Annotated in this window: 13 protein-coding genes; 12 read left to right on the forward strand and 1 reads right to left on the reverse strand. The window is 73.3% G+C overall.

What is annotated here, in order from left to right; all coding sequences use genetic code 11:
* Positions 1-10: 10 nt before the first annotated feature.
* From O7628_RS18780 to O7628_RS18805, 6 genes are all read left to right on the forward strand, one after another.
* The gene (locus O7628_RS18780) at positions 11-5,365 is read left to right on the forward strand and encodes a type I polyketide synthase (RefSeq protein WP_278132335.1); all 5,355 of its coding nucleotides are present in this window, start codon (positions 11-13) and stop codon (positions 5,363-5,365) included.
* A gap of 53 nt (positions 5,366-5,418) precedes the next feature.
* On the forward strand, positions 5,419-6,753 hold the full coding sequence (locus O7628_RS18785) for a P450-derived glycosyltransferase activator (RefSeq protein WP_278132337.1): 1,335 nt from the start codon (positions 5,419-5,421) through the stop codon (positions 6,751-6,753).
* Positions 6,741-8,042, forward strand: coding sequence for an activator-dependent family glycosyltransferase (locus tag O7628_RS18790; protein WP_278132339.1), 1,302 nt, complete (start codon positions 6,741-6,743; stop codon positions 8,040-8,042). Before O7628_RS18785 ends, O7628_RS18790 begins: the two co-directional genes overlap by 13 nt.
* 14 nt (positions 8,043-8,056) lie before the next feature.
* Entirely contained in the window at positions 8,057-8,773 is a 717-nt protein-coding gene (locus O7628_RS18795; protein WP_278132340.1) for a class I SAM-dependent methyltransferase, read from the forward strand.
* Between the two features lie 72 nt (positions 8,774-8,845).
* Positions 8,846-10,186, forward strand: coding sequence for a crotonyl-CoA carboxylase/reductase (gene ccrA / locus O7628_RS18800; protein ID WP_278136350.1), 1,341 nt, complete (start codon positions 8,846-8,848; stop codon positions 10,184-10,186).
* A 185-nt stretch (positions 10,187-10,371) separates the two neighbouring features.
* Positions 10,372-12,375 carry a helix-turn-helix domain-containing protein gene (locus tag O7628_RS18805; protein WP_278132342.1) on the forward strand — a complete coding sequence of 668 codons (2,004 nt, stop codon included), beginning with the start codon at positions 10,372-10,374 and terminating at the stop codon, positions 12,373-12,375.
* On the opposite strand, the gene O7628_RS18810 is transcribed toward O7628_RS18805, so the two are convergent.
* Positions 12,317-13,528, reverse strand: a complete 1,212-nt coding sequence (locus tag O7628_RS18810; protein ID WP_278132344.1) for a transposase — start codon at positions 13,526-13,528, stop codon at positions 12,317-12,319. The two genes, O7628_RS18805 and O7628_RS18810, sit on opposite strands and share 59 nt — an antisense overlap.
* A 378-nt stretch (positions 13,529-13,906) precedes the next feature.
* Between O7628_RS18810 and hflX the strand changes: the two genes are divergently transcribed.
* The 6 genes from hflX to O7628_RS18840 all read left to right on the forward strand — a co-directional run bounded on the left by hflX (position 13,907) and on the right by O7628_RS18840 (position 21,485).
* Positions 13,907-15,301 carry a GTPase HflX gene (hflX, locus tag O7628_RS18815; protein WP_278136351.1) on the forward strand — a complete coding sequence of 465 codons (1,395 nt, stop codon included), beginning with the start codon at positions 13,907-13,909 and terminating at the stop codon, positions 15,299-15,301.
* 65 nt (positions 15,302-15,366) lie between these two features.
* On the forward strand, positions 15,367-16,593 hold the full coding sequence (locus tag O7628_RS18820) for a dTDP-4-dehydro-6-deoxyglucose aminotransferase (protein ID WP_278132346.1): 1,227 nt from the start codon (positions 15,367-15,369) through the stop codon (positions 16,591-16,593).
* Positions 16,594-16,633: 40 nt separating this feature from the next.
* Positions 16,634-18,082 (forward strand): dTDP-4-amino-4,6-dideoxy-D-glucose ammonia-lyase, encoded by a 1,449-nt coding sequence (gene desII / locus O7628_RS18825; protein ID WP_278132349.1) that lies wholly within the window; start codon positions 16,634-16,636, stop codon positions 18,080-18,082.
* Positions 18,083-18,321: 239 nt separating this feature from the next.
* Positions 18,322-19,155 carry a 23S ribosomal RNA methyltransferase Erm gene (gene erm / locus O7628_RS18830; RefSeq protein ID WP_278132351.1) on the forward strand — a complete coding sequence of 278 codons (834 nt, stop codon included), beginning with the start codon at positions 18,322-18,324 and terminating at the stop codon, positions 19,153-19,155.
* A 325-nt stretch (positions 19,156-19,480) separates the two neighbouring features.
* Complete coding sequence (locus O7628_RS18835) at positions 19,481-19,888, forward strand: nitroreductase family deazaflavin-dependent oxidoreductase (RefSeq protein WP_278132353.1); 408 nt, start codon at positions 19,481-19,483, stop codon at positions 19,886-19,888.
* A gap of 409 nt (positions 19,889-20,297) precedes the next feature.
* Positions 20,298-21,485 carry an EI24 domain-containing protein gene (locus O7628_RS18840; RefSeq protein ID WP_278132354.1) on the forward strand — a complete coding sequence of 396 codons (1,188 nt, stop codon included), beginning with the start codon at positions 20,298-20,300 and terminating at the stop codon, positions 21,483-21,485.
* Positions 21,486-21,911: the final 426 nt, after the last annotated feature.

A 21,911-nucleotide genomic window follows, 5' to 3' on the forward strand; every position in this document is an offset into this window, starting at 1 on the left:
GAGCCCGCCCATGGTCATGCCCCCCGACAAGGTGATCGAGGCGCTGCGTGTCTCCGTCAAGGAGACGGAGCGGCTGCGCCGGCAGAACCACGAGCTGCTCGCCGCCCTGCACGGGCCGATCGCCGTCGTGGGCATGGCCTGCCGCTACCCGGGCGGGGTGTCCTCTCCGGAGGACCTGTGGCGGCTGGTCGAGACGGGCACGGACGCGATCGGCGGCTTCCCCACCGACCGTGGCTGGGACGTCGACGCCGTGTACGACCCGGATCCCGAGTCGCGGAACACCACCTACTGCCGGGAGGGCGGGTTCCTGGCCGGGGCGGGAGACTTCGACGCCGCGTTCTTCGGGGTGTCGCCGCACGAGGCCGTGGTCATGGACCCCCAGCAGCGGCTGCTTCTGGAGGTGTCCTGGGAGGCGCTGGAGCGGTCCGGGACCGACCCGCACAGCCTGCGCGGCTCGCGCACCGGGGTGTATGTCGGTGCGGCCCACCAGGGGTACGCGGCCGACGCCGGTCAGGTGCCGGAGGGCGCGGAGGGCTTCCGGCTGACCGGCAGCGCCGACGCCGTCCTGTCCGGACGGATCTCGTACCTGCTCGGGCTGGAGGGTCCGGCCCTGACCGTCGAGACGGCCTGCTCGTCCTCGCTGGTGGCGGTGCACCTCGCGGTGCAGGCGCTGCGCCGGGGCGAGTGCGGGCTGGCACTGGCCGGCGGGGTCGCCGTGATGCCCGACCCGGCGGCATTCGTGGAGTTCTCCCGGCAGCGGGGCCTCGCGGCGGACGGGCGCTGCCGGGCGTTCGGGGCGGGCGCGGACGGCACCGGCTGGGCGGAGGGCGTCGGTGTGCTGGTCCTGCAACGGCTCTCCGACGCGGTGCGCGACGGCCGCTGGGTGCTGGGCGTGATCCGGGGTTCGGCCGTCAACCAGGACGGGGCCAGCAACGGGCTGACCGCCCCGAGCGGCCCCGCCCAGCAGCGGGTCATCCGGCAGGCGCTGACCGACGCCCGGCTCGGCGCCGACCAGATCGACGCGGTCGAGGCGCACGGCACGGGCACCCGGCTCGGCGACCCGATCGAGGCGCAGGCGCTGATCGCCGCCTACGGCGCCGACCGGACCCCGGACCGGCCGCTCTGGCTCGGCTCGCTGAAGTCGAACATCGGGCACGCCCAGGCGGCGGCCGGCGTCGGCGGCCTGATCAAGATGCTCCTGGCGATGCGGGCCGGGACGCTCCCACCCACCCTGCACGCCGACGTCCCGACCCCGCTGGTCGACTGGTCCGCCGGTGTCGTCCGGCTGTCGACCGGGGTGACGCCCTGGCCCGCGTTGCCCGGGGCGCCCCGCAGGGCCGGGATCTCCGCGTTCGGGGTGAGCGGCACCAACGCGCACGTGATCGTCGAGCAGCCGCCGCCGGCCCCGGTCGACGACCCGCCGCCACCCACGAGGACCCTGCCGCTGGTGCCGTGGGTGCTCTCCGGCCGGACGGAGGCGGCGCTGCGCGCCCAGGCGGACCGGTTGCGTACGCACCTGGCGGCGCACCCCGACGCGGACCCGCTGGACGTGGGATTCTCCCTGGCCACCAGCCGGGCCGCGCTGGAGCACCGGGCCGTGCTGGTGGCCGCCGACCGCGACGGCCTGCTCCGCCTCGTCGACGCGCTGGCCGCCGGCGAGCCGGCGGCGGGCCTGATCCGGGGCACGGTACGTCACGATCGCGGGACCGGGCTCCTCTTCGCCGGGCAGGGCGGCCAGCGCGTCGGGATGGCGCGCGAACTGTACGAGGCATTCCCCGCCTTCGCCGACGCCCTGGACCAGCTCGCCGCCCGGCTGGACCGGCACCTCGATCGTCCGCTGCTGCGGGTGCTGTTCGCCGAGCCGGGGTCGGACGACGCCCGGCTGCTCGACGGCACCCGGTACGCGCAGGCCGCCCTCTTCGCCGTCGAGGTCGCGTCGTTCCGACTGGTCCACGGCTGGGGGGTCCGGCCCGACGTGCTGCTCGGCCACTCGGTCGGCGAGCTGGCGGCCGCGCACGTGGCCGGCGTACTCGACGTGGACGACGCGTGCGAGCTGGTCGCGGCGCGGGGCCGGCTGATGGGGGAGCTGCCGCCGGGCGGCGCGATGGTGGCGGTCCGGGCCACCGAGGAGGAGGTCGGTCCCCTGCTCGACGGGCGGCGGGTCGCGGTGGCGGCGGTCAACGGCCCGCGCTCGGTCGTGGTCTCCGGCGACGAGGAGGCGGTGCTGGCCGTGGCCGCCCGGTGCGCCGCCCTCGGCCACCGGACGCGACGCCTCAACGTCAGCCACGCGTTCCACTCCCCGCACGTGGAGGCGATGCTGGAGCCGTTCCGGCGGGTGGCGCGGGGCCTCACGTTCCATGCCCCGACGATCCCGGTGGTGTCGAACGTGACGGGCCGGCTCGCCACCGCCGACGAGCTGCGCGACCCCGATTACTGGGTCCGGCACGTCCGCCAGCCCGTCCGGTTCCGGGACGGGGTGCGGGCCGCCCGCGACCAGGGGGCCACCGCCTTCGTCGGGCTCGGCCCGGACGGGGTGCTGTGCGCGTTGGCCGAAGAGTGCCTCGGGCCCGCCGGCGACGTGCTGCTGCTGCCGGTGCTGCGCCCCGGCCGGCCGGAGCCCGCCACCCTGCTGGCCGCCCTGGCCGGGGCGTACGCCGGTGGCGCGGAAATGGACTGGTCCCGGGTGTTCGCGGGCACCGGCGCGCGCAGGGTCGAGCTGCCCACGTACGCCTTCCAGCACCGGCGCTACTGGCTGGCGCCGGGCCCGCCGTCGGCCCGCCGCGACGACGCCTGGCGGTACCGGATCGCCTGGCGGCCCCTGCCGACCGTGCCCGCCGCCGCCGGGACCGAGACGGTGGCCGGGGCGTGGTTGCTGGTGGTCCCCGCCCACGACGGCGTCGCGTCGCTCGCCGACGCCGCCGAGCGGGCCATGCACCGGGGCGGGGCCACGGTCACCCGGCTGACGGTGGACGCCGCCGCCGTGGACCGGGACACCCTCGCCGCCGTGCTGACCGAGGCCGCCGCCGACCCGGACGGCGGGCCGGACGGGGTGCTCTGCCTGCTGGGCCTCGACGACCGGGCACATCCCCGGTCCGCCTCGGTGCCCCGCGGGGTGCTGGCGACCCTGTCCCTCGCCCAGGCCCTGACCGACCTGGGGGCCTCCGCGCGGCTGTGGTGCGTCACCCGGGGGGCGGTCGCGGTGACGCCCGGCGAGTCCCCGTCGGTCGCCGGCGCCCAGTTGTGGGGCTTCGGCCGCGTGGCCGCGCTCGAACTCCCCCGGTCCTGGGGCGGCCTGGTGGACCTGCCGGTCGACCCGGACGACCGGGACTGGGACCTGCTGCGGCGCGCGCTGCGCGGCCCGGAGGACCAGGTCGCGGTCCGGGGGGCGGCCGGGTACGCCCGGCGGCTGGTCCCCGCGCCCGCGCCCCGGGCCGAGCGGGCCTGGCGCCCGCGCGGCACGGTCCTGGTGACCGGCGGTACGGGCGCGCTCGGCGCGCACACGGCCCGCTGGCTGGCGCGCAACGGCGCCACGCACCTCGTCCTCACCAGCCGCCGGGGCGGGAACGCCCCCGGGGTCGCCGCGCTGCGGGCGGAACTGGTCGCGCTCGGTGCCGAGGTGACCGTGGTCGCCTGCGACGTCGCCGACCGGGAGGCCGTGGCCGACCTGCTCGCCGGGATTCCCCGCGCCGCTCCGCTCACCGCCGTGTTCCACGCGGCGGGCGTGCCCCAGGTGACACCGCTTCACGAGACGACCCCGGAGTCGTTCGCGCAGGTCTGCGCAGGCAAGGTCGCCGGGGCGGTGCACCTGCACGAGTTGGCCGGTGACCTGGACGCCTTCGTCACCTTCTCCTCCGCCGCCGGAGTGTGGGGCAGCGGCGGGCAGTGCGCGTACGCTGCGGCCAACGCCGCCCTCGACGCGCTCGCCGAGCGTCGTCGCGCCGCAGGGCTGCCCGCGACCTCCGTCGCCTGGGGGGTCTGGGGCGGGCCCGGCATGGGGGCGGGCGCGGGGGAGGAGTACCTGCGCCGCCGGGGCGTCCGGGCGATGCCCCCGGCAGCCGCCCTCGCCGCCCTCGGGCGGATCCTGGACGCCGACGAGACCGGGGTGACGGTCTCCGACACCGAGTGGGGCCGGTTCGCGTCCGGCTTCGCCGCCGCGCGTCCCGCCCCGCTGCTCGCCGAGCTGCCGACCGGGGACGTCGATCCGGCCGGCCCGGCGCACCGGGCGCAGCCGCCCGTGCCCCGACCGGCCCCGGCAGCCACCGACCGCCCCGGGCTGCTGGCGCTGGTCCGCGCCGAGGCCGCCGGGGTGCTGGGGCACGACGGGGCCGACGACGTACCGGCCGACGCGGAGTTCTCCGCCCTCGGCTTCGACTCGCTCGCCGCCGTCCAGCTGCGCCGCCGGCTCGCCGAGGCCACCGGCCTGAGCCTTTCGGCCCCGGTTCTGTTCGACCACCGCACCCCTGACGCGCTCGCCGCGCACCTGCACGGCCTGCTCACCGGCGCGGCGGGCGGGCCACCCGCGCCGGCCGCCGGGAGCGCCCTGGTCGAGATGTACCGGCGGGCCGTCGCCACCGGCCGCGCCGCCGAGGCGGTGGAGGTGCTCGGCACCGTCGCCACGTTCCGGCCGGTGTTCCGGTCCCCGGACGAACTGGGCGAGCCACCGGCCCTCGTCCCGCTCGGCACCGGGGCGGGGGGACCCACGCTGGTCTGCTGCGCGGGCACGGCCGCGGCGTCCGGCCCTCGGGAGTTCACGGCGTTCGCCGCCGCGCTGGCCGGTCTCCGGGACGTCACCGTCCTTCCGCAGACCGGCTTCCTGACCGGCGAGCCGCTGCCCGCCGGGCTGGACGTGCTGCTCGACGCCCAGGCCGACGCCGTCCTGGCCCACTGCGCCGGGCGGCCCTTCGTCCTGGTCGGCCACTCGGCCGGGGCGAACATGGCGCACGCGCTGACGGTGCGCCTGGAGGCGCGGGGCGCGGACCCCGCCGCGCTGGTGCTGATGGACATCTACACGCCCGCCGCCCCGGGGGCGATGGGGGTGTGGCGCGAGGAGATGCTGGCCTGGGTCGCCGAGCGGTCCGTCGTCCCCGTCGACGACACGCGGCTGACCGCGATGGGCGCCTATCACCGGCTGCTCCTGGACTGGGCGCCCCGGCCGACCCGGGCACCCGTGCTGCACCTGTATGCCGGTGAACCGGCGGGGGCCTGGCCGGATCCCCGGCAGGACTGGCGTTCGCGCTTCGACGGCGCGCACACCAGCGCCGAGGTGCCCGGCACCCACTTCTCGATGATGACCGAGCACGCCCCCGTCACCGCCGCGACCGTGCACAAGTGGCTCGACGAGGTGTGCCCGCCCCGCGTTCCGTGACCCGTACGCCGGGTCCGTCCCGGCGAGTCCGACGACAGCAGGAGAGGAAGCGCATGATCACAGTCCCGCCCGACGGGGATCCCGCGACCTGGGCCCGCCGGCTGCAACTGACCCGCGCCGCGCAGTGGTTCGCCGGCAACCACGGCGACCCGTACGCGCTGATCCTGCGCGCGGAGACCGACGACCCGACCCCGTACGAGCAGCAGGTGGCCGCCCAGCCGCTGTTCCGCAGCGAGCAGTTGGACACCTGGGTGACCGGGGACGCCGCGCTGGCCCGGGAGGTGTTGACCGACGACCGGTTCGGCTGGCTGACCCGGGCCGGGCAGCGGCCCGCCGAGCGGACCCTGCCGCTGGCCGGCACGGCACTGGACCACGGGCCGGAGGCCCGGCGTCGGCTGGACGCGCTCGCCGGGTTCGGCGGGCCGGTCCTGCGGGCCGACGCCGCAGGGGCGCGTACCCGGGTCGTGGAGACCACCGCGGTCCTGCTCGACGGGGTCGGGGAGCGGTTCGACCTGGCCGTGCTCGCCCGGCGGCTGGTCGCTGCGGTGCTGGCCGACCTGCTGGGGGTGCCCGCCGCGCGGCGGGGCCGCTTCGCCGAGGCACTCGCCGCCGCCGGCCGTACGCTGGACAGCCGGCTGTGCCCGCAGACCGTGGCGACCGCTCTGGCCACCGTCGCCGCCACCGCCGAGCTGACCGACCTGCTGGGCGAGGTGCCGCCCCCGCCGTCGCTGTCCCCGTCCGCCGGGTCCGGGCCGTCGCGTCCGTCCGCAGCCGGGTCCTGGCCGCCGCTGCCGGCCGACGACCGGACGGCCGCCGCGCTCGCGCTGGCGGTCGGCACGGCCGAACCGGCGATCACCCTGCTCTGCAACGCGGTCGGTGCGCTGCTCGACCGCCCCGGGCAGTGGGCCCTGCTCGGTGGGGACCTCGACCGGTCCGCCGCCGTCGTCGAGGAGACCCTGCGCTGCTTTCCGCCGGTGCGCCTGGAGAGCCGCGTCGCGCAGCAGGACGTCACCCTGGGCGGGGTGTTCCTCCCGGCGGACAGCCACCTGGTCGTGCTGGTCGCCATGGCGAACCGGGGTCCGCGCGCGGCGACCGCCCCGAGCCCGGACGCGTTCGACCCTGGCGGGTCGCGCGCCCCGGCCCGCGACGTGGTGGGCCTGCCGCAGCTTGCCGGCGCCGGGCCGCTGATCAGGCTCGTCGTCACGACCGCCCTGCGGACCCTCGCCGAGGCGCTGCCCACTCTGCGGCGGGCGTCCGGCGGCGTCCGGTGGCGACGCTCGCCCGTCCTGCTCGGCCACGCCCGCTTTCCCGTCGCCCGGGCGGAGAGCGGCGAACAGCGGTCCGACGACCGCCCGGCGCTGGAGGAGGCGACCCGATGCGCGTCCTGATGACGTCCTTCGCGCACAACACCCACTACTACAGCCTGGTGCCGCTGGCCTGGGCGCTGCGCGCGGCCGGCCACGAGGTACGGGTGGCGAGCCAGCCCTCGCTCACCGACACCATCGTGCGGTCGGGGCTGACCGCGGTGCCGGTCGGCGACGACCAGGCGATCATCGACCTGCTCGCCGAGGTCGGCGGCGACCTGATGCCATACCAGCGGGGACTGGACTTCACCGAGGCCCGTCCCGAGGTGCTGACCTGGGAGTATCTGCTCGGGCAGCAGACCATGCTCACCGCGCTGTGCTTCGCGCCGCTCAACGGTGTCTCCACGATGGACGACATGGTCGCCCTGGCCCGGTCCTGGCGGCCCGAGCTGGTGATCTGGGAGCCGTTCACCTACGCCGGGCCGGTCGCGGCGCGGGTCGTCGGTGCGACGCACGCCCGGCTGCTCTGGGGGCCGGACGTGGTCGGCAACGCCCGGCGGCTGTTCACCGAGAGCCTGGCGCGGCGGCCGGCCGAGCAGCGCGAGGACCCGATGGCCGAGTGGTTGCGCTGCACCCTGCACCGGTACGGCTGCGAGCTCGACGACGACGAGGTGGAGACCCTGGTCACCGGCGCGTGGACCATCGATCCCACCGCCGACAGCACCCGGCTTCCCGTCCCGGGGCGCCGGGTGGCCATGCGGTACACCCCGTACAACAGCCCGTCCGTGGTGCCGGAGTGGGTGGCCAAGGCCGACCGGCCCCGGGTCTGCCTCACCCTCGGCGTGTCGAGCCGGGAGACGTACGGCAAAGACGTGGTCTCCTTCCAGGAGCTGCTCGGCGCCCTCGGCGACCTGGACGTCGAGGTCGTCGCGACGCTCAGCGACGCCCAGCGCGAGGAGCTGGGTGACCTGCCGGACAACGTCCGGGTGTGCGACTTCGTGCCGCTGGACGTGCTGCTGCCGACCTGTGCCGCGATCATCCACCACGGTGGGGCGGGCACGTGGTCGACGGCCATGCTCTACGGGGTGCCGCAGATCATGATCGCGTCGCTGTGGGACGCCCCGCTCAAGGCGCAGCAGGCGGAGCGACTCGGCACGGGGATCTCGATCCCGCCGGAGCGGCTCGACGCCCCGACGCTGCGGGCGGCCGTCGTCCGGATCCTCGACGACCCGTCGATCGCCGCCGCCGCCCGCCGTCAGCGCGACGAGCTGCGTGCCGCGCCCTCGCCGGCCGAGGTGGTCCGCATCCTGGAACGCCTCGTCGCGGACGACCGGCCCGGCCGGCCGGCCGGAGCCACCACCGAACACTCCTGAAAGGAGCGATGTCCATGATGTACGCGGACGCCATCGCCGAGGTCTACGACCTGATCTACCAGGGCAAGGGCAAGGACTACGCGGCGGAGGCGGCGGAGCTGGAGGCACTGGCCCGGGCCCGTCGGCCGCACGCCCGGACGCTGCTGGACGTGGCGTGCGGCACGGGGCTGCACCTGCGGCACCTGGCGGGCCTCTTCGACGACGTGGGCGGCATCGAGCTGGCACCGGACATGCTGAGCATCGCCCAGCAGCGAAACCCCGGGGCGGCCCTGCACCTCGGCGACATGCGGACCTTCGACCTGGGGCACCGCTACGACGTCATCACCTGCATGTTCAGTTCGGTGGGCCACCTGGCCACCACGGCCGAGCTGGACGCGACCCTGGCCCGGTTCGCCGCGCACCTGTCCCCCGGGGGAGTGGCGATCGTCGAGCCGTGGTGGTTCCCGGAGACCTTCACCCCCGGGTACGTGGGCGCGAGCCTGGTGGAGGTCGACGGCCGCACCATCTCCCGGGTCTCCCACTCGGTACGCGAGGGCGGCGCGACCCGGATCACCGTGCACTACCTCGTGGCCAGTTCCGGAGGGGGAGTCCGGCACTTCGACGAGAGCCACCTGATCACCCTCTTCGAACGGTCCGACTACGAACGTGCCTTCGCCCGGGCGGGTTTCACGACGGAGTACCTGACGCCCGGCCCGTCCGGCCGCGGCCTGTTCGTCGGCGTCCACCCCTGACGACCCGTTGCCGGTGCGCCCCCGACCCGCGCCCCCGACCCGCTGGAGGAACAGATGCCAGACACCCCCGAGCTGAACCGGATACTCGACGCGATCCTCGCCCAGGAGACCGACGCGCGGGAGCTGGCGGCCCTGCCGCTGCCCTCCTCCTACCGGGCCGTGACGGTGCACAAGGACGAGACGGGGATGTTCCTGGGCCTTCCCCGCCAGGAGAAGGACCCGCGCAAGTCGTTGCACACGGAGGAGGTGCCGGTGCCCGAGCTGGGCCCCGGGGAGGCCCTCGTCGCGGTCCTGGCCAGCTCGGTCAACTACAACACGGTCTGGTCGTCGCTGTTCGAGCCGCTGCCCACCTTCGGCTTCCTGGAGCGCTACGGCCGGCTCTCCGAGCTGGCTCGGCGGCACGACCTGCCGTACCACGTCCTCGGCTCGGACCTGGCCGGCGTGGTGCTGAGGGTCGGGCCCGGCGTCAACCGCTGGCGGCCGGGTGACGAGGTCGTGGCGCACTGCCTCTCGGTGGAGCTGGAGTCCGCCGACGGCCACGGCGACACGATGCTCGACCCGGAACAGCGGATCTGGGGCTTCGAGACCAACTTCGGCGGCCTCGCCGAGATCGCGTTGGTCAAGGCGAACCAGCTGATGCCCAAACCCGACCACCTGACCTGGGAGGAGGCCGCCGCGCCGGGACTGGTCAACTCCACCGCCTACCGCCAGCTGGTCTCCGGCAACGGGGCCCGGATGAAGCAGGGCGACAACGTCCTCGTCTGGGGGGCCAGCGGCGGTCTCGGCGCGTTCGCCACCCAACTCGTGCTGGCCGGCGGGGCCAATCCCGTCTGCGTGGTCTCCAGCCCGCGCAAGGCCGACATCTGCCGTCGGATGGGCGCCGAGGCCGTCATCGACCGGGTCGCCGAGGATTACCGCTTCTGGTCCGACGAGCGCACCCAGAATCCCCGGGAGTGGAAGCGCTTCGGCGCACGCATTCGGGAGCTGACCGGAGGCGAGGACGTCGACATCGTCTTCGAGCACCCCGGCCGGGAGACGTTCGGCGCCTCGGTCTACGTGACCCGCAAAGGAGGCACCGTGGTCACCTGCGCCTCGACGAGCGGTTTCGAGCACGTCTACGACAACCGTTACCTGTGGATGTCCCTGAAGCGCATCGTCGGCACGCACTTCGCCAATTACCGGGAGGCGTGGGAAGCCAACCGGTTGGTGGTCAAGGGCAAGATCCACCCGACGCTGTCCCGCTGCTACCCGCTGGAGGAGGTCGGCCAGGCGGTCTACGACGTCCATCACAACCTGCACCAGGGCAAGGTCGGCGTGCTCGCGCTCGCGCCGCGCGAGGGGCTCGGGGTCCGGAACCCGGAGCTGCGGGAACGCCATCTTGCCGCGATCAACCGCTTCCGGGTGCCGGCCTGACGGGCCGCCTTTGCCGCCCCGGGCGCGGCGGCTGGCATGCGGGCGAACCGGGTGTTACCGGGCGGAAGCAATTCTTACTGCGAGTAGTTGCAGGGTGTGCAGGTTACTGTGGACATATCGATAGTCTTATGTAGCCATCGACCCCCCTGAATCCTCTATTCGTTGTGTGCGAGGTGGTTGGACGTATGACTGGCACCAGCATTCCCCCGCGGGACCACGAACTCCGATTCTTCGAGCTTCTGGCCAGGGAGGCACCCTTACCGCAGTACGAGGAACTGGTGCACCAGGCGCACCGGGACGGAGTGGACCAGGCGACGCTCGACCGGGTCATGATCGCCAAGCGACTCGCGTTGGAGCTTCGAGAGGTCATCGGGAGGCGGTGTCAGCGGCAGGCGGAGCTGGCCGCCCTCGTCGACACCGCCCGTGACCTCGCCGGGGCGACGAACCTGGAGGCCGGGCTGCAACTGGTGGTGCGGCGGACCCAACTGCTGCTCGCCGGGGACGTGGCGTTCGTCAGCCTCGTCGACGACGCGGCCGGCGAGTCCTACGTCGCCTCGGCCGTCGGGGCGGCCACCGCGCTGACCAGCGGCTACCGGCTGCCCTGGCGCGACGGGCTGGTCGTGGCCGCCGCGCCGCGCGAGCCGCTCTCCTGGACGGCGGACCACCTCGCCGACGAGCGCCTCGAACGACATCCGGCCGCCGACGGCCTGGTCCGCGCGGAAGGGCTGCACGCGGTGCTGTCCGTGGTTCTGAGCGTCGAGGGCCGGCACCTGGGCAACCTGCACGTCGGCCACCGGCAGGTCCGCCACTTCGCCCCGGACGAGGTCGCGTCGCTGCGCCTGCTCGCCGACCTCGCGGCGACGGCCGTGGAGCGGATCATGCTGCTCGACGACACGTGGGCCGAACTCAAGCAGGCCCAGCAGGAGGCGGCCAGGGCCCGAGCCGAGCTGAACGCGGTCCGCATGGCCGACAGCCTGCAACCCGAACTCGTCCAGCTCATCCTCGACGGCGGCGAACTCGACGACCTGGTGGGCAGCGCCGTGCGGCGACTGGGCGGCGCCCTGCACGTGCGTGACCGGGCCAACGGCGTGCTGGCGGCGGCCGGTGAGATCCCTGTCCCGAACGAGCGGGAACTGGCCCGGGTGCGGCTGAACGCCCACGCCACCGGCCGGCCCGGCCGCCTGACCACCGGTTCCTGGGTGGTGCCCCTGGCGGCCCGCGCCGGTGACCTCGGCTGTGTGTTGTTCCACGCCGACGAGCCGTCCGACGACGAGCGGATGGCGGCCCTGCCGGCGGTCGCGCAGACCGTGGCGCTGCTGATGACCAGGAACGGCGGGAGCCAAGGCGAGCCGGGCGACGGGCTCCTGGAGGACCTGCTCGGCCCGTGGCCGGACCTGGAACGGGGCGGGAAGCGCCGGCGGTACACACCTGTCGAATTCGACCGACCCTACGTCGTCGTGGTCGCCCGCCCCGAGGGCGCCACCTCGCCCCGGGTGTTCGAACGGGCGGTCTCCGTCGCCCACGGCCTGAACGGCATGAAGGCCATCCGGGACGGCCAGGCGGTGCTGCTGCTGCCCGGTGACGACCCGGGGGCCCGGGCCCGGGACGTGACGCGGGAACTGAGCGGGCTGCTCGGCCTACCGGTCACGGCCGGAGGCGCCGGACCGGTGCGCACGGCGGACTCGGTCAGCCGCGCCTACCAGGAGGCGGCCCGGTGCGTCGACGCCCTGGCCGCGCTGGACGCGAAGGGGCGGGCGGCCTGCTCACGGGACCTGGGCTTCCTCGGACTGCTGGTCGCCGGCGGCCACGACGTCACCGGTTTCGTCGACCGGGTCATCGGACCCGTGCTGAGCTACGACGCGCGCCGGCTCACGAATCTCAGGGAGACCCTCCAGACCTACTTCGACTCGGCGGGCAGCCGTACCCGGGCGGCGGAGATGCTGCATCTGCATCCGAACACCGTGTCCCGCCGGCTGGACCGCATCTCCCAGCTGCTCGGCCGGGACTGGCGGCAGCCGGACCGGGCCCTCGACACGCAGCTTGCTCTGCGCCTGCACCGGATCCGTGGCCTGCTCTGCCAGGAACGGGGCTATCCGGGCTCATCGCAGGAGCCGGACCAGCCCGCGCGGCCTACCCGGCGGCACCGCCCTCCAGCATCCGCAGGGCGTGCGCCACGGACGCCAAGGTGACGTGCCGGTGCCAGCCTTGGTATGACCGACCCTCGAAGTCTTGGATGCCGACGTCGAGGCTGACCTGGGAGAAGTCGGTCTCGACCCGCCGGGTGAGCTTGCTCAACCGCAGCAGTGGGCCGTACCCGGCGTCGGTCATGTTGGTCAGCCACATCTGCCGTACGCCGCGCTCGTAGGTCTGCCACTTGCCGAGCAGTGTCAGGGGCAGCCCGGGCGCGGCGGCGCGCGCCGCCCCCGGCGGGGCCGGGGCGGGCGGACCGGGCGGGCGGGCACCGGACAGGCCCGGCCAATAGACCTGTAGCGGTGCGACCAGGCTGGTGCGCCGTGCGCCGGGGCTGGCCGGGTCGATCCACTCCACCGGACGGCGCTGGGCCCGCGTCAGGCTGAGCAGGTGCTCGGCGGAGGCCGCCGCGACCCGGTTCTCGCGCGGGCCGGGCCCGGTGGCCAACAGGGTGCAGCCGCTGCTGATCCGCAGCAGGAAGGGCAGACCCGCCGTGGTGAACGCCTCGATCAGCGGGGGCAGCGCCGAGTGCCGGGCGTCCATGACGACCGGGCGAGGGCCGATCCCCCAGGCCGCGGCCTTCAGCACCGCCTGCACCGCCGCGCCGTCGCTGGTCGTGCCGTCCTCGTCCGCCGGTACGCTCGCGCGGGCGCGGTTGTCCTGGAGCCAACCCTTACCGATGGACAACTGCCAGTTGATCGGCGCGGCGACGGTCTCCGAGGCCAGCCAGAGGCCGTAGCTCTGCTGGCTGTTGACCGTCTCGCCCAGCGCCGGCACGTACCGGCGTTCCACGCCGACCGAGTGCCGGCCGGTCTTCGGCACCAGCATCGACCGCACCACCCAGGCCCGGGGCGACAGCGTCCGGTCCAGGTGGCCGGCGAGCGCGGCACGGACGGTCTCCCACTCCCAGGTGGAGCAACTGATGAAGTGGTGCATGCTCTGTGCCGCCGCCGGATCGTCGGCGATGGCGGCCAGGTTGCGCATGGTCTTGCGGCCGGAGGCGGTCAGCAGCCCCCGGACGTACAGCTCGCCCTTGCGTCGCTGGTCGGCGCGGGGCAACGAGGCCAGCAGGGCGGCGCAGAACCGGGACACGGCGTCCGGATCGGACCTTGCCGCGGTCACCTCCTCGCGGACGTCGAGCGTCGGCACCATCACTCCCCTCCTGCGGCGGGACGATGTGCTGATCACGGCAGACCCGGCCCCCCGGTCCCACCATCGCCCGGCGACGCCTGCCTTGCCCAGGTGCGTCGGAAACACACTTGGCGACGACGGCGATCCCGCACCCACCGCGGCCCCGCCGGTGCGTGTCCGTGGCGGTCGGGCGCGGGCCGGCGACCCGGTGACGCCCGCACACATCGCGGCTTCGGCCGCGGCGAAGTGTGTGACCGGCGAACCTCGCTTCCCGCGCCGCCATCCGGAAGCCTGCAAGGGACCGGAAGCCTTCCAACGAGATTGGCATCCCCCCGGCAAAGGACCCAGATGACCTCCGCAGCGCACCATTCCCCGCATCCGGCGAAGGCCGACGCCCTGATGGACGACGCCCACGCCGACCTCGGGGTCGACGCCGAGGCCGACGGTCGACGGCTCGACCGGGCCGCCCTGCGGCGGGTCGCCGGGCTGTCGACCGAGAGGGCCGACGTCACGGAGGTCGAGTACCGGCAGGTGCGGCTGGAGCGCGTCGTCCTGGTCGGCGTGTGGACCTCGGGCACCGCCGACGAGGCCGAACGGTCCCTCGCCGAGTTGGCGGCACTCGCCGAGACCGCGGGAGCCGTGGTGCTCGACGGGGTGATCCAGCGCCGCGACCGGCCCGACCCGGCGACGTACATCGGCTCCGGCAAGGCGCGGGAGTTGCGGGACATCGTCCAGGAGGTGGGGGCCGACACGGTGATCTGCGACGGTGAGCTGAGCCCCGCCCAACTGGTACGCCTCGAAGAGGTCGTCGACGCCAAGGTGGTGGACCGCACCGCGCTGATCCTCGACATCTTCGCCCAGCACGCCACGTCCCGCGAGGGGAAGGCGCAGGTGGCCCTGGCACAGATGCAGTACATGCTGCCGCGGCTGCGCGGCTGGGGCCAGTCGCTCTCCCGGCAGATGGGCGGAGGCGCCGGCGGCGGTGGCATGGCCACCCGGGGACCCGGCGAGACCAAGATCGAGACCGACCGGCGGCGCATCCACGAGAGGATGGCCCGGCTCCGACGGGAGATCGCGGAGATGAAGTCCGGCCGCGAACTCAAGCGCCGCGATCGGCGGCGCAACAGCGTCCCGTCGGTCGCGATCGCCGGTTACACCAATGCCGGCAAGTCCTCGCTGCTCAACCGGCTCACTGGCGCGAGCGTGCTGGTGCAGAACGCGCTGTTCGCCACCCTCGACCCGACGGTGCGCCGGGCCACCACCCCGAGCGGGCGCAGCTACACGATCACCGACACCGTCGGATTCGTCCGGCACCTGCCGCACCACCTGGTGGAGGCGTTCCGCTCCACCCTGGAAGAGGTGGCCGAGGCCGACCTCCTGCTGCACGTGGTGGACGGTGCCCACCCCGCCCCGCTGGAGCAGCTCGCCTCGGTGCGCGCGGTCATCCGGGACGTGGACGCGGCGGGAGTGCCCGAACTCGTCGTGATCAACAAGGCCGACGCCGCCACCCCGGCCGCCCTGGCCGCGTTGGCGGAGGCCGAGCCGCACCACGTCGTCGTCTCGGCCCGCACCGGTCAGGGCATCGACACGCTTCGGCAGTTGCTGGAGGCCGCGCTGCCGCACCGGGAGGTCCAGGTCGACGTCCTGATCCCGTACGTCGCGGGCAGCCTCGTGGCCCGGGTGCACGCCGACGGCGACGTGCTGGCCGAGGAGCACACGGCCGACGGCACCCTGCTGCGGGCGCGGGTGGCCCCCGACCTGGCCGCCGAGCTCAGCGCGTACGCCAGGACCTGAGCGTCGCCGCCTCCCGGGCGGCATCCGGAGCTGGCGAAGCTGTGGCCCGTAGAGGGAGGCAGACGATGAAGCGAGATCTCGGGGATCTGGCACTCTTCGGAGGACACGCCAGCTTTCTCCAGCAGATCCACGTCGGGCGCCCCAACCGGATCGATCGGGCCAGGCTGTTCGACCGGCTGTCCTGGGCGCTCGACAACGAGTGGTTGACCAACAACGGGCCGCTGGCACGGGAGTTCGAGGAGCGGGTCGCCGACATGGTCGGGGTCGGCAACTGCGTGGCGACGTGCAACGCCACGGTGGCCCTCCAGCTGCTCGCGCACGCCACGGAGCTGACCGGTGAGGTGATCATGCCATCGCTCACCTTCGCCGCGACCGCGCACGCGGTGCGCTGGCTCGGGCTGGACCCGGTCTTCTGCGACATCGACCCGCGCACCGGATGCCTCGACCACGTGGCGGTCGCCGCGGCCATCACGCCACGCACGTCGGCGGTCTTCGGCGTCCACCTGTGGGGCCGGCCCTGCGACGTCGACGCGCTGGAGAAGGTGACCGCCGACGCGGGCCTGCGCCTGTTCTTCGACGCCGCCCACGCCATCGGGTGCACCTCACAGGGTCGACCGGTGGGGCGGTTCGGCCACGCCGAGGTGTTCAGCTTCCACGCGACGAAGGTCGTCAACGCCTTCGAGGGCGGGGCGATCGTCACCGACGACGACGACCTCGCCCACCGCGTCCGCTCCCTGGCGAACTTCGGCTTCGGCCTGCACAGCCCCAGCGCGGCCGGCGGCACCAACGCGAAGATGAGCGAGGCGTCCGCCGCCATGGGGCTCACCTCGCTCGACGCGTTCCCCGAGGTGGCCCGCCACAACCAGGCCAACTACGAGCAGTACTGCGGGGAGCTGGCCCGGATTCCCGGCCTCAGCGTGATCGACTTCGTCCCCGAGGAGCGGCACAACTACCAGTACGTGATCGTCGAGATCGACCCGGACGTCACCGGGTTGCACCGCGACCTGCTCGTCGACCTGCTCCGGGCCGAGAACGTCGTGGCGCAGCGCTACTTCTCGCCGGCCTGTCACCAATTGGAGCCCTACCGGTCCCGGCAGCAGTTCCAGCTGCCGCACACCGAGCGGCTCTCGGCGCGCGTCCTGGCGCTGCCGACCGGCTCCGCCATCTCCCGGGAAGACATCCGCAGGGTGTGCAACATCGTGCGGTTGGCGGTCTCCCGGGGATTCGAATTGACCGCTCGGTGGCAACAGCGGCCCGGGCCCGACGGACAGAGCGTGGTGGCACCCGGTTGACCGAACGGCACCGGACGGACGTGTGGGAGGGCCCGTGACCATGGAGATCTCCGCCTCGAATCCCGTGGCGACCTGCGCTGTCCCCGGCAGCGACCCGACCGCGGCGGCGCGCGTGCTGTACGACGAGGTCGCCGGCTCAGGAATCGTGCCGCCGGCAGAGATCGGGGCCGCCGCCCAGGGGTTGGTGGCATTGGCACGCATCTACGGGACCACCCCTTTCCTGCCGCTTGAGCAGGCCCGCCGCGAAATCGGCCTGGACCGGGCCGGGTTCGGGCGGCTGCTGGACCTGTTCGCCCGGATTCCCGGGTTGCGCACCGCAGTGGAGAACGGACCGTCCGGTCGCTACTGGACCAACACGGTGCTCGGCCTCGAAAGGGCCGGCGTCTTCGACGCCGTGCTCGACAGGAGGCCGACGTTTCCGCATCTCGTCGGGCTCTACCCGGGCCCCACGTGCATGTTCCGCTGTCACTTCTGCGTAAGGGTCACCGGGGCCCGCTACCAGGCCTCGGCGCTGGACGACGGGAACGCCATGTTCGCCTCTGTCATCGACGAGGTTCCCGCGCACAACCGCGACGCGATGTACGTCTCCGGTGGCCTCGAGCCACTCACCAACCCCGGGCTCGGTGCACTGGTCAGCCGGGCGGCCGAGCGGGGATTTCGGATCATCCTCTACACCAACTCGTTCGCCCTCACGGAGCAGAAGCTCAAGGGTGAGCGGGGATTGTGGAGCCTGCACGCCATCCGCACGTCGCTGTACGGGTTGAACGACGAGGAATACCGGGCGACCACCGGCAAGCAGGGGGCCTTCACCCGGGTACGGGCGAACCTCACGCGGTTCCAGCAGCTGCGTGCCGAGCGGGGCGAGCCGGTGCGGCTCGGCCTCAGCTACATCGTCCTGCCCGGCCGCGCCGGGCGGCTGAGCGCGCTGATCGACTTCGTCGCCGAGCTCAACGAGGCGGCACCGGACCGCCCGCTGGACTACATCAACCTGCGGGAGGACTACAGCGGGCGGCCGGACGGGAAGCTCTCCCCGGAGGAGCGCGCCGAGCTCCAGGCCGAGCTGCACCGGTTCCGGGAGAGGGCAATGGAGCGGACGCCGACCCTGCACATCGACTACGGCTACGCCCTGCACAGCCTGATGACGGGAAGCGACGTGGAGCTCGTGCGTATCCGGCCGGAGACGATGCGCCCCGCGGCCCACCCGCAGGTGTCGGTGCAGGTGGATATCCTCGGTGACGTCTACCTCTACCGGGAGGCGGCGTTTCCGGGCCTGGCCGGTGCCGACCGCTATCGCATCGGCACGGTATCTCCCGGCACGACATTGGCGCAGGTGGTGGAGACGTTCGTGACCAGCGGCGGATCGGTGGTGGCGAAGCCTGGCGACGAATACTTCCTGGACGGATTCGACCAGGCGGTGACCGCGCGGCTGAACCAGATGGAGACCGACGTCGCCGACGGCTGGGGGGACCGACGGGGTTTCCTCCGCTGATGGAGATCGACTGGTGAGAGCGGGTGGCCAAGGCCGAAGAAAGCCAGTTCCCGGTGGCCCGCACCGTCGTTTCAGTCGTCGGGTATAGTGCCCGTCATGGCTGTTGTGTGCTTCATGAGGCTCCGCCGCGCATAGCGGCGGACCATCGCTCCTCTTGATGAGTGTCGCCGCCCATCGGGTCACTGCCGGTGCGGCGTTCCCTGCCGACCGGCTCCGAACGATATTCGCGGAGCACGCACATGCCCTACATCCAGCACGCCGGGCGACATGAATTCGGCCAGAATTTCCTGGTCGACCGCTCGGTGATCGACGATTTCGTCGAGCTCGTCGCCCGGACCGACGGCCCTATCGTGGAGATCGGCGCCGGCGACGGCGCGCTGACCCTACCCCTGAGCCGGCAGGGAAGGGAGTTGACCGCAGTGGAGATCGACTCCAAGCGTTCCAAGCGGCTCAGCCGGCAGACACCCGACAACGTCACCGTGGTCTGCGCGGACGTCCTGAGCTTCCGGTTCCCCCAGTATCCGCACGTGGTCGTCGGGAACATCCCCTTCCACGTGACCACCCCCATCGTGCGGGCTCTCCTCGCCGCGGACCACTGGCACACGGCGGTGCTGCTGGTGCAGTGGGAGGTGGCCCGCAGGCGGGCCGGCGTCGGCGGCGCGACGCTGCTGACCGCGAGCTGGTGGCCCTGGTACGACTTCGAACTGCACTCCCGGGTTCCGGCCCGCGCCTTCCGTCCTGTCCCTTCCGTCGACGGCGGGCTGTTCTCCATGGTCCGTCGTGGGACCCCGCTGGTCGACGACCGGAGGGGTTACCAGGAATTCGTCCGGCTGGTGTTCACCGGCAAGGGGCACGGATTGCCGGAGATCCTTCAGCGGACCGGGCGGATCGCCCGCAAGGACCAGCAGGACTGGCAACGGGCCAACCGGGTGGGGCCGCAGCACCTGCCCAAGGACCTGACCGCCCACCAGTGGGCCTCCCTGTGGCACCTGGTGGCACCCGCCCGGCCGGCCGGCCCCCGCCGTCCGGCACCGCGCCGGCCAGGAAGCCCCGCTTCGGCGCGCCGGCGCTGAGCGGTCCTGGTTTCGAGCCCTGGCGGCGCGCTAGCGACAAGGCCCTGACCTGGGGTTTCGCCCCAGGTCAGGGCCTTTCTCGGTGCCGCTCCGGTGGCCCGGTGCTCGGTGGGTGCTCGGGAGCCGTTGGGCCGAGGCTCTCCTGCCCGGACGGGATGGACGCGCGCCGCCACTCGAAGCCCGTCGGTGACGGTCACGCTCATCGGGTGGTGGCGCTGGTGTGGGCGAACAGCCTGCACACCGGCAGACGGTCAGGTCGTCTCGCACGGCGGGAGCTGACAGGATGGTGGTGCAGAAGGCGGCCGGCCGGGGCGAGGAGTGGCCAGTGAGTGACTGGAACGACAGGATAATTTCCGAGTTCCGTGCGAACGGTGGGCAGGTGGGCGGCCAGTTCGCCGGTGCTCCGCTGCTGCTGTTGCACACCGTCGGTGCCAAGAGCGGTCAGCCCCGGGTGAACCCGATGATGTACCAGGAGGTGGACGGCGGGTACGCCGTGTTCGCCTCCAAGGCCGGTGCACCCACCAATCCCGACTGGTACCACAACCTGCTCGTCCACCCGCGGGTCCGAGCGGAGATCGGTACGGACACGGTCGAGCTGGTCGCCAGGGTCGCCACGGGGGAGGAGCGGGAGAGGATCTGGGACGCGCAGAAGGCCGCGTACCCGGGTTTCGCCGACTACGAGCGGAAGACCACCCGCCAGATCCCCGTCGTCGTGCTGGAGCCCGTGCCGTAGGAGGAGACGGCTCTTCGACCACGTCGGCATCAGGGTGGCGGATCTCGATATCGTGACCGCCCTTCTTCCTGGCGTGCCGCGTGCGGCGCGGCATCGCGTGGTGCGGCCTGCGTTCCGGGACCGGCACAGGTCGGTCCGGTGACGCCGCGGGCTGAGGCCGGCAGCGGGCGGTCAGCTTCTGCGGCGGTGTGCCGTGGACGGGGTGGCGGGTGGCCGGCCTGGATCGCTAGTGTCCTGAATGGACGGCGATCCGGTGGTCCGAGCCTGGTCGGGCGTCGAGAATGCCATCGTCCACCCGGCAACTCGGAAGATCCGCAGGATCGGCTACCGCCGGCGGGCCGTTGAGAAGCCTGTCGGCCCCGAGGCTCACCGCTCGCCGTGTCGAACGAACCCCTGGAGGGCCTGACGCATGGATCCGCAGCCGCGTCCGTTTCCGCCGAGTGATCCGTCGACCGGCCAGGTCCTCCCGTCGGCCCATGGCTTCCCTCCGGCCTACGGGGTGCCGTCGAGTGCGCAACTGGTGCCAGTGGAGTCGGGGAATCAGGCGGCGCCGGCTGCGGGCGGGCCGATGGCATGGGACGGGACCGGCTCATCAGCAGCCCGGATGGCGGGTGCTGCGGGGCATGCCGTCGGGGTCGCGGGTCACCAGACGCTGCGCGCCGCGAAGGCGACCGGCACCAGGATCGGGCGCTTCTTCATCGGTGTCGGTTACTTCTTCCGCGGTGGCAGGCTGTTCGTCACCACGCCCGCCCTCTGGGCGTTCGTGCTGCTTCCCCTCGCGCTGACCGGCCTGGCGCTGCTGGGGTTGCAGGAAGCCACCGGGATGTTGGTCGAGCGGCTCACCGGTTGGCTGCTGGGGTTCGCGTCCGGTTGGTCCGAGGTCGTGCGATGGATCGTCGACAAGGCGCTGTGGGCCGCGTTCAGCCTGTTCTTCCACGGCGCGATGACCGCGCTCACCGTGCCGCTGACCATGCTGTTCGGTGCGGCGTTCTTCCCGGCCCTGACCCGCGGCGTGATCCGCCGCACCGGCGGGACGAACCAGGGCGCGCCGTCGTGGTTTCGCTCGGCGGCGGTCTGCCTGCGTCAGACGGTCATCGTCACCCTGGTGCTGCACGTGGGCTGGCTGATCATCCTGCCGCTGCTGTGGATTCCCGGCGTGAACCTCGTCGCGGCCTTCGGGGTCGGCCTGCTGTTCAACGGCTTTCTGACCGGCTCGCTGGTGCTCGCCGTGCCGCTGCACCATCATGGCGTGCGGGGCGTCGGCGAGCAGCTTCGCTTCGCCTGGCGGAACCTCGGCTTCACGCTCGGCTTCGGCATGACCAGCATCTGCGTCCTGATTCTGCCGGTGTTGTCGGTGCGGATGCTCACGCTGCTGCCGATCAGCCCGGTGTTCGCGGTGCCGGGCGTCGCCCTGTACCTGCTGACCGCACCCTCCACCCTGGTCGGGGCGGTCCTGCTGCACCAGCGGATCGAGTCGACGGGCACCGCCGGGGCAGCCGGCGACGTCGACGCCGGCGGGAGTGCCCGCCCATCGGGGAATGCGTGGTCGACCCGGGCCAGCGCCTTGCCGGCCGCGAATCCTGCGTCGCAGGCGTGACGCCCCTTCGGGAAATCACCTGATGGCTCGGCGCCTCGGTGGGCGCTCGGGAGCCGTTGGGCCGTGGACCCGAAAGCCGTGGTGGGGGAGCCGCGCCCGGCTCCGGCCCGGCCAGCGGCCGCGGCGACGGCGATTATGCATAGTCGGCGGGCGATCTGATGGTTGCGCCGTAAACGTATGACGTCTACGCTGCAAGGCAGAATTCTGTGACCATGGGCAAGCGGGCGTGAGCGGGCAGCGGGCGTTCCCGACGGCACGATAGGTGCCGCCGGTCGGTGTTTATCGCCGAAGCGTACGTGGCCTCGCGCCTGTTCTTGCTGCGCCTTTGTCAAGGAACCACCATGGTCGGAATAGCCCCGTGTTCTCCCGCCGTCGGCCGTTATTCGTGCGGTGGTCCACCGTCGCGCCCCGAGGACGAATGTCCAG

Source organism: Micromonospora sp. WMMD956 (assembly GCF_029626125.1).
Taxonomy (GTDB): domain Bacteria; phylum Actinomycetota; class Actinomycetes; order Mycobacteriales; family Micromonosporaceae; genus Micromonospora; species Micromonospora carbonacea.

Coding starts and splice junctions, on each gene's coding strand:
- O7628_RS18780 (WP_278132335.1), top strand. CDS start 11: ATGGTCATGCCCCCCGACAAGGTGATCGAGGCGCTGCGTGTCTCCGTC.
- O7628_RS18785 (WP_278132337.1), top strand. CDS start 5,419: ATGATCACAGTCCCGCCCGACGGGGATCCCGCGACCTGGGCCCGCCGG.
- O7628_RS18790 (WP_278132339.1), top strand. CDS start 6,741: ATGCGCGTCCTGATGACGTCCTTCGCGCACAACACCCACTACTACAGC.
- O7628_RS18795 (WP_278132340.1), top strand. CDS start 8,057: ATGATGTACGCGGACGCCATCGCCGAGGTCTACGACCTGATCTACCAG.
- O7628_RS18805 (WP_278132342.1), top strand. CDS start 10,372: ATGACTGGCACCAGCATTCCCCCGCGGGACCACGAACTCCGATTCTTC.
- O7628_RS18810 (WP_278132344.1), bottom strand. CDS start 13,528: ATGGTGCCGACGCTCGACGTCCGCGAGGAGGTGACCGCGGCAAGGTCC.
- hflX (WP_278136351.1), top strand. CDS start 13,907: ATGGACGACGCCCACGCCGACCTCGGGGTCGACGCCGAGGCCGACGGT.
- O7628_RS18820 (WP_278132346.1), top strand. CDS start 15,367: ATGAAGCGAGATCTCGGGGATCTGGCACTCTTCGGAGGACACGCCAGC.
- desII (WP_278132349.1), top strand. CDS start 16,634: ATGGAGATCTCCGCCTCGAATCCCGTGGCGACCTGCGCTGTCCCCGGC.
- erm (WP_278132351.1), top strand. CDS start 18,322: ATGCCCTACATCCAGCACGCCGGGCGACATGAATTCGGCCAGAATTTC.
- O7628_RS18840 (WP_278132354.1), top strand. CDS start 20,298: ATGGATCCGCAGCCGCGTCCGTTTCCGCCGAGTGATCCGTCGACCGGC.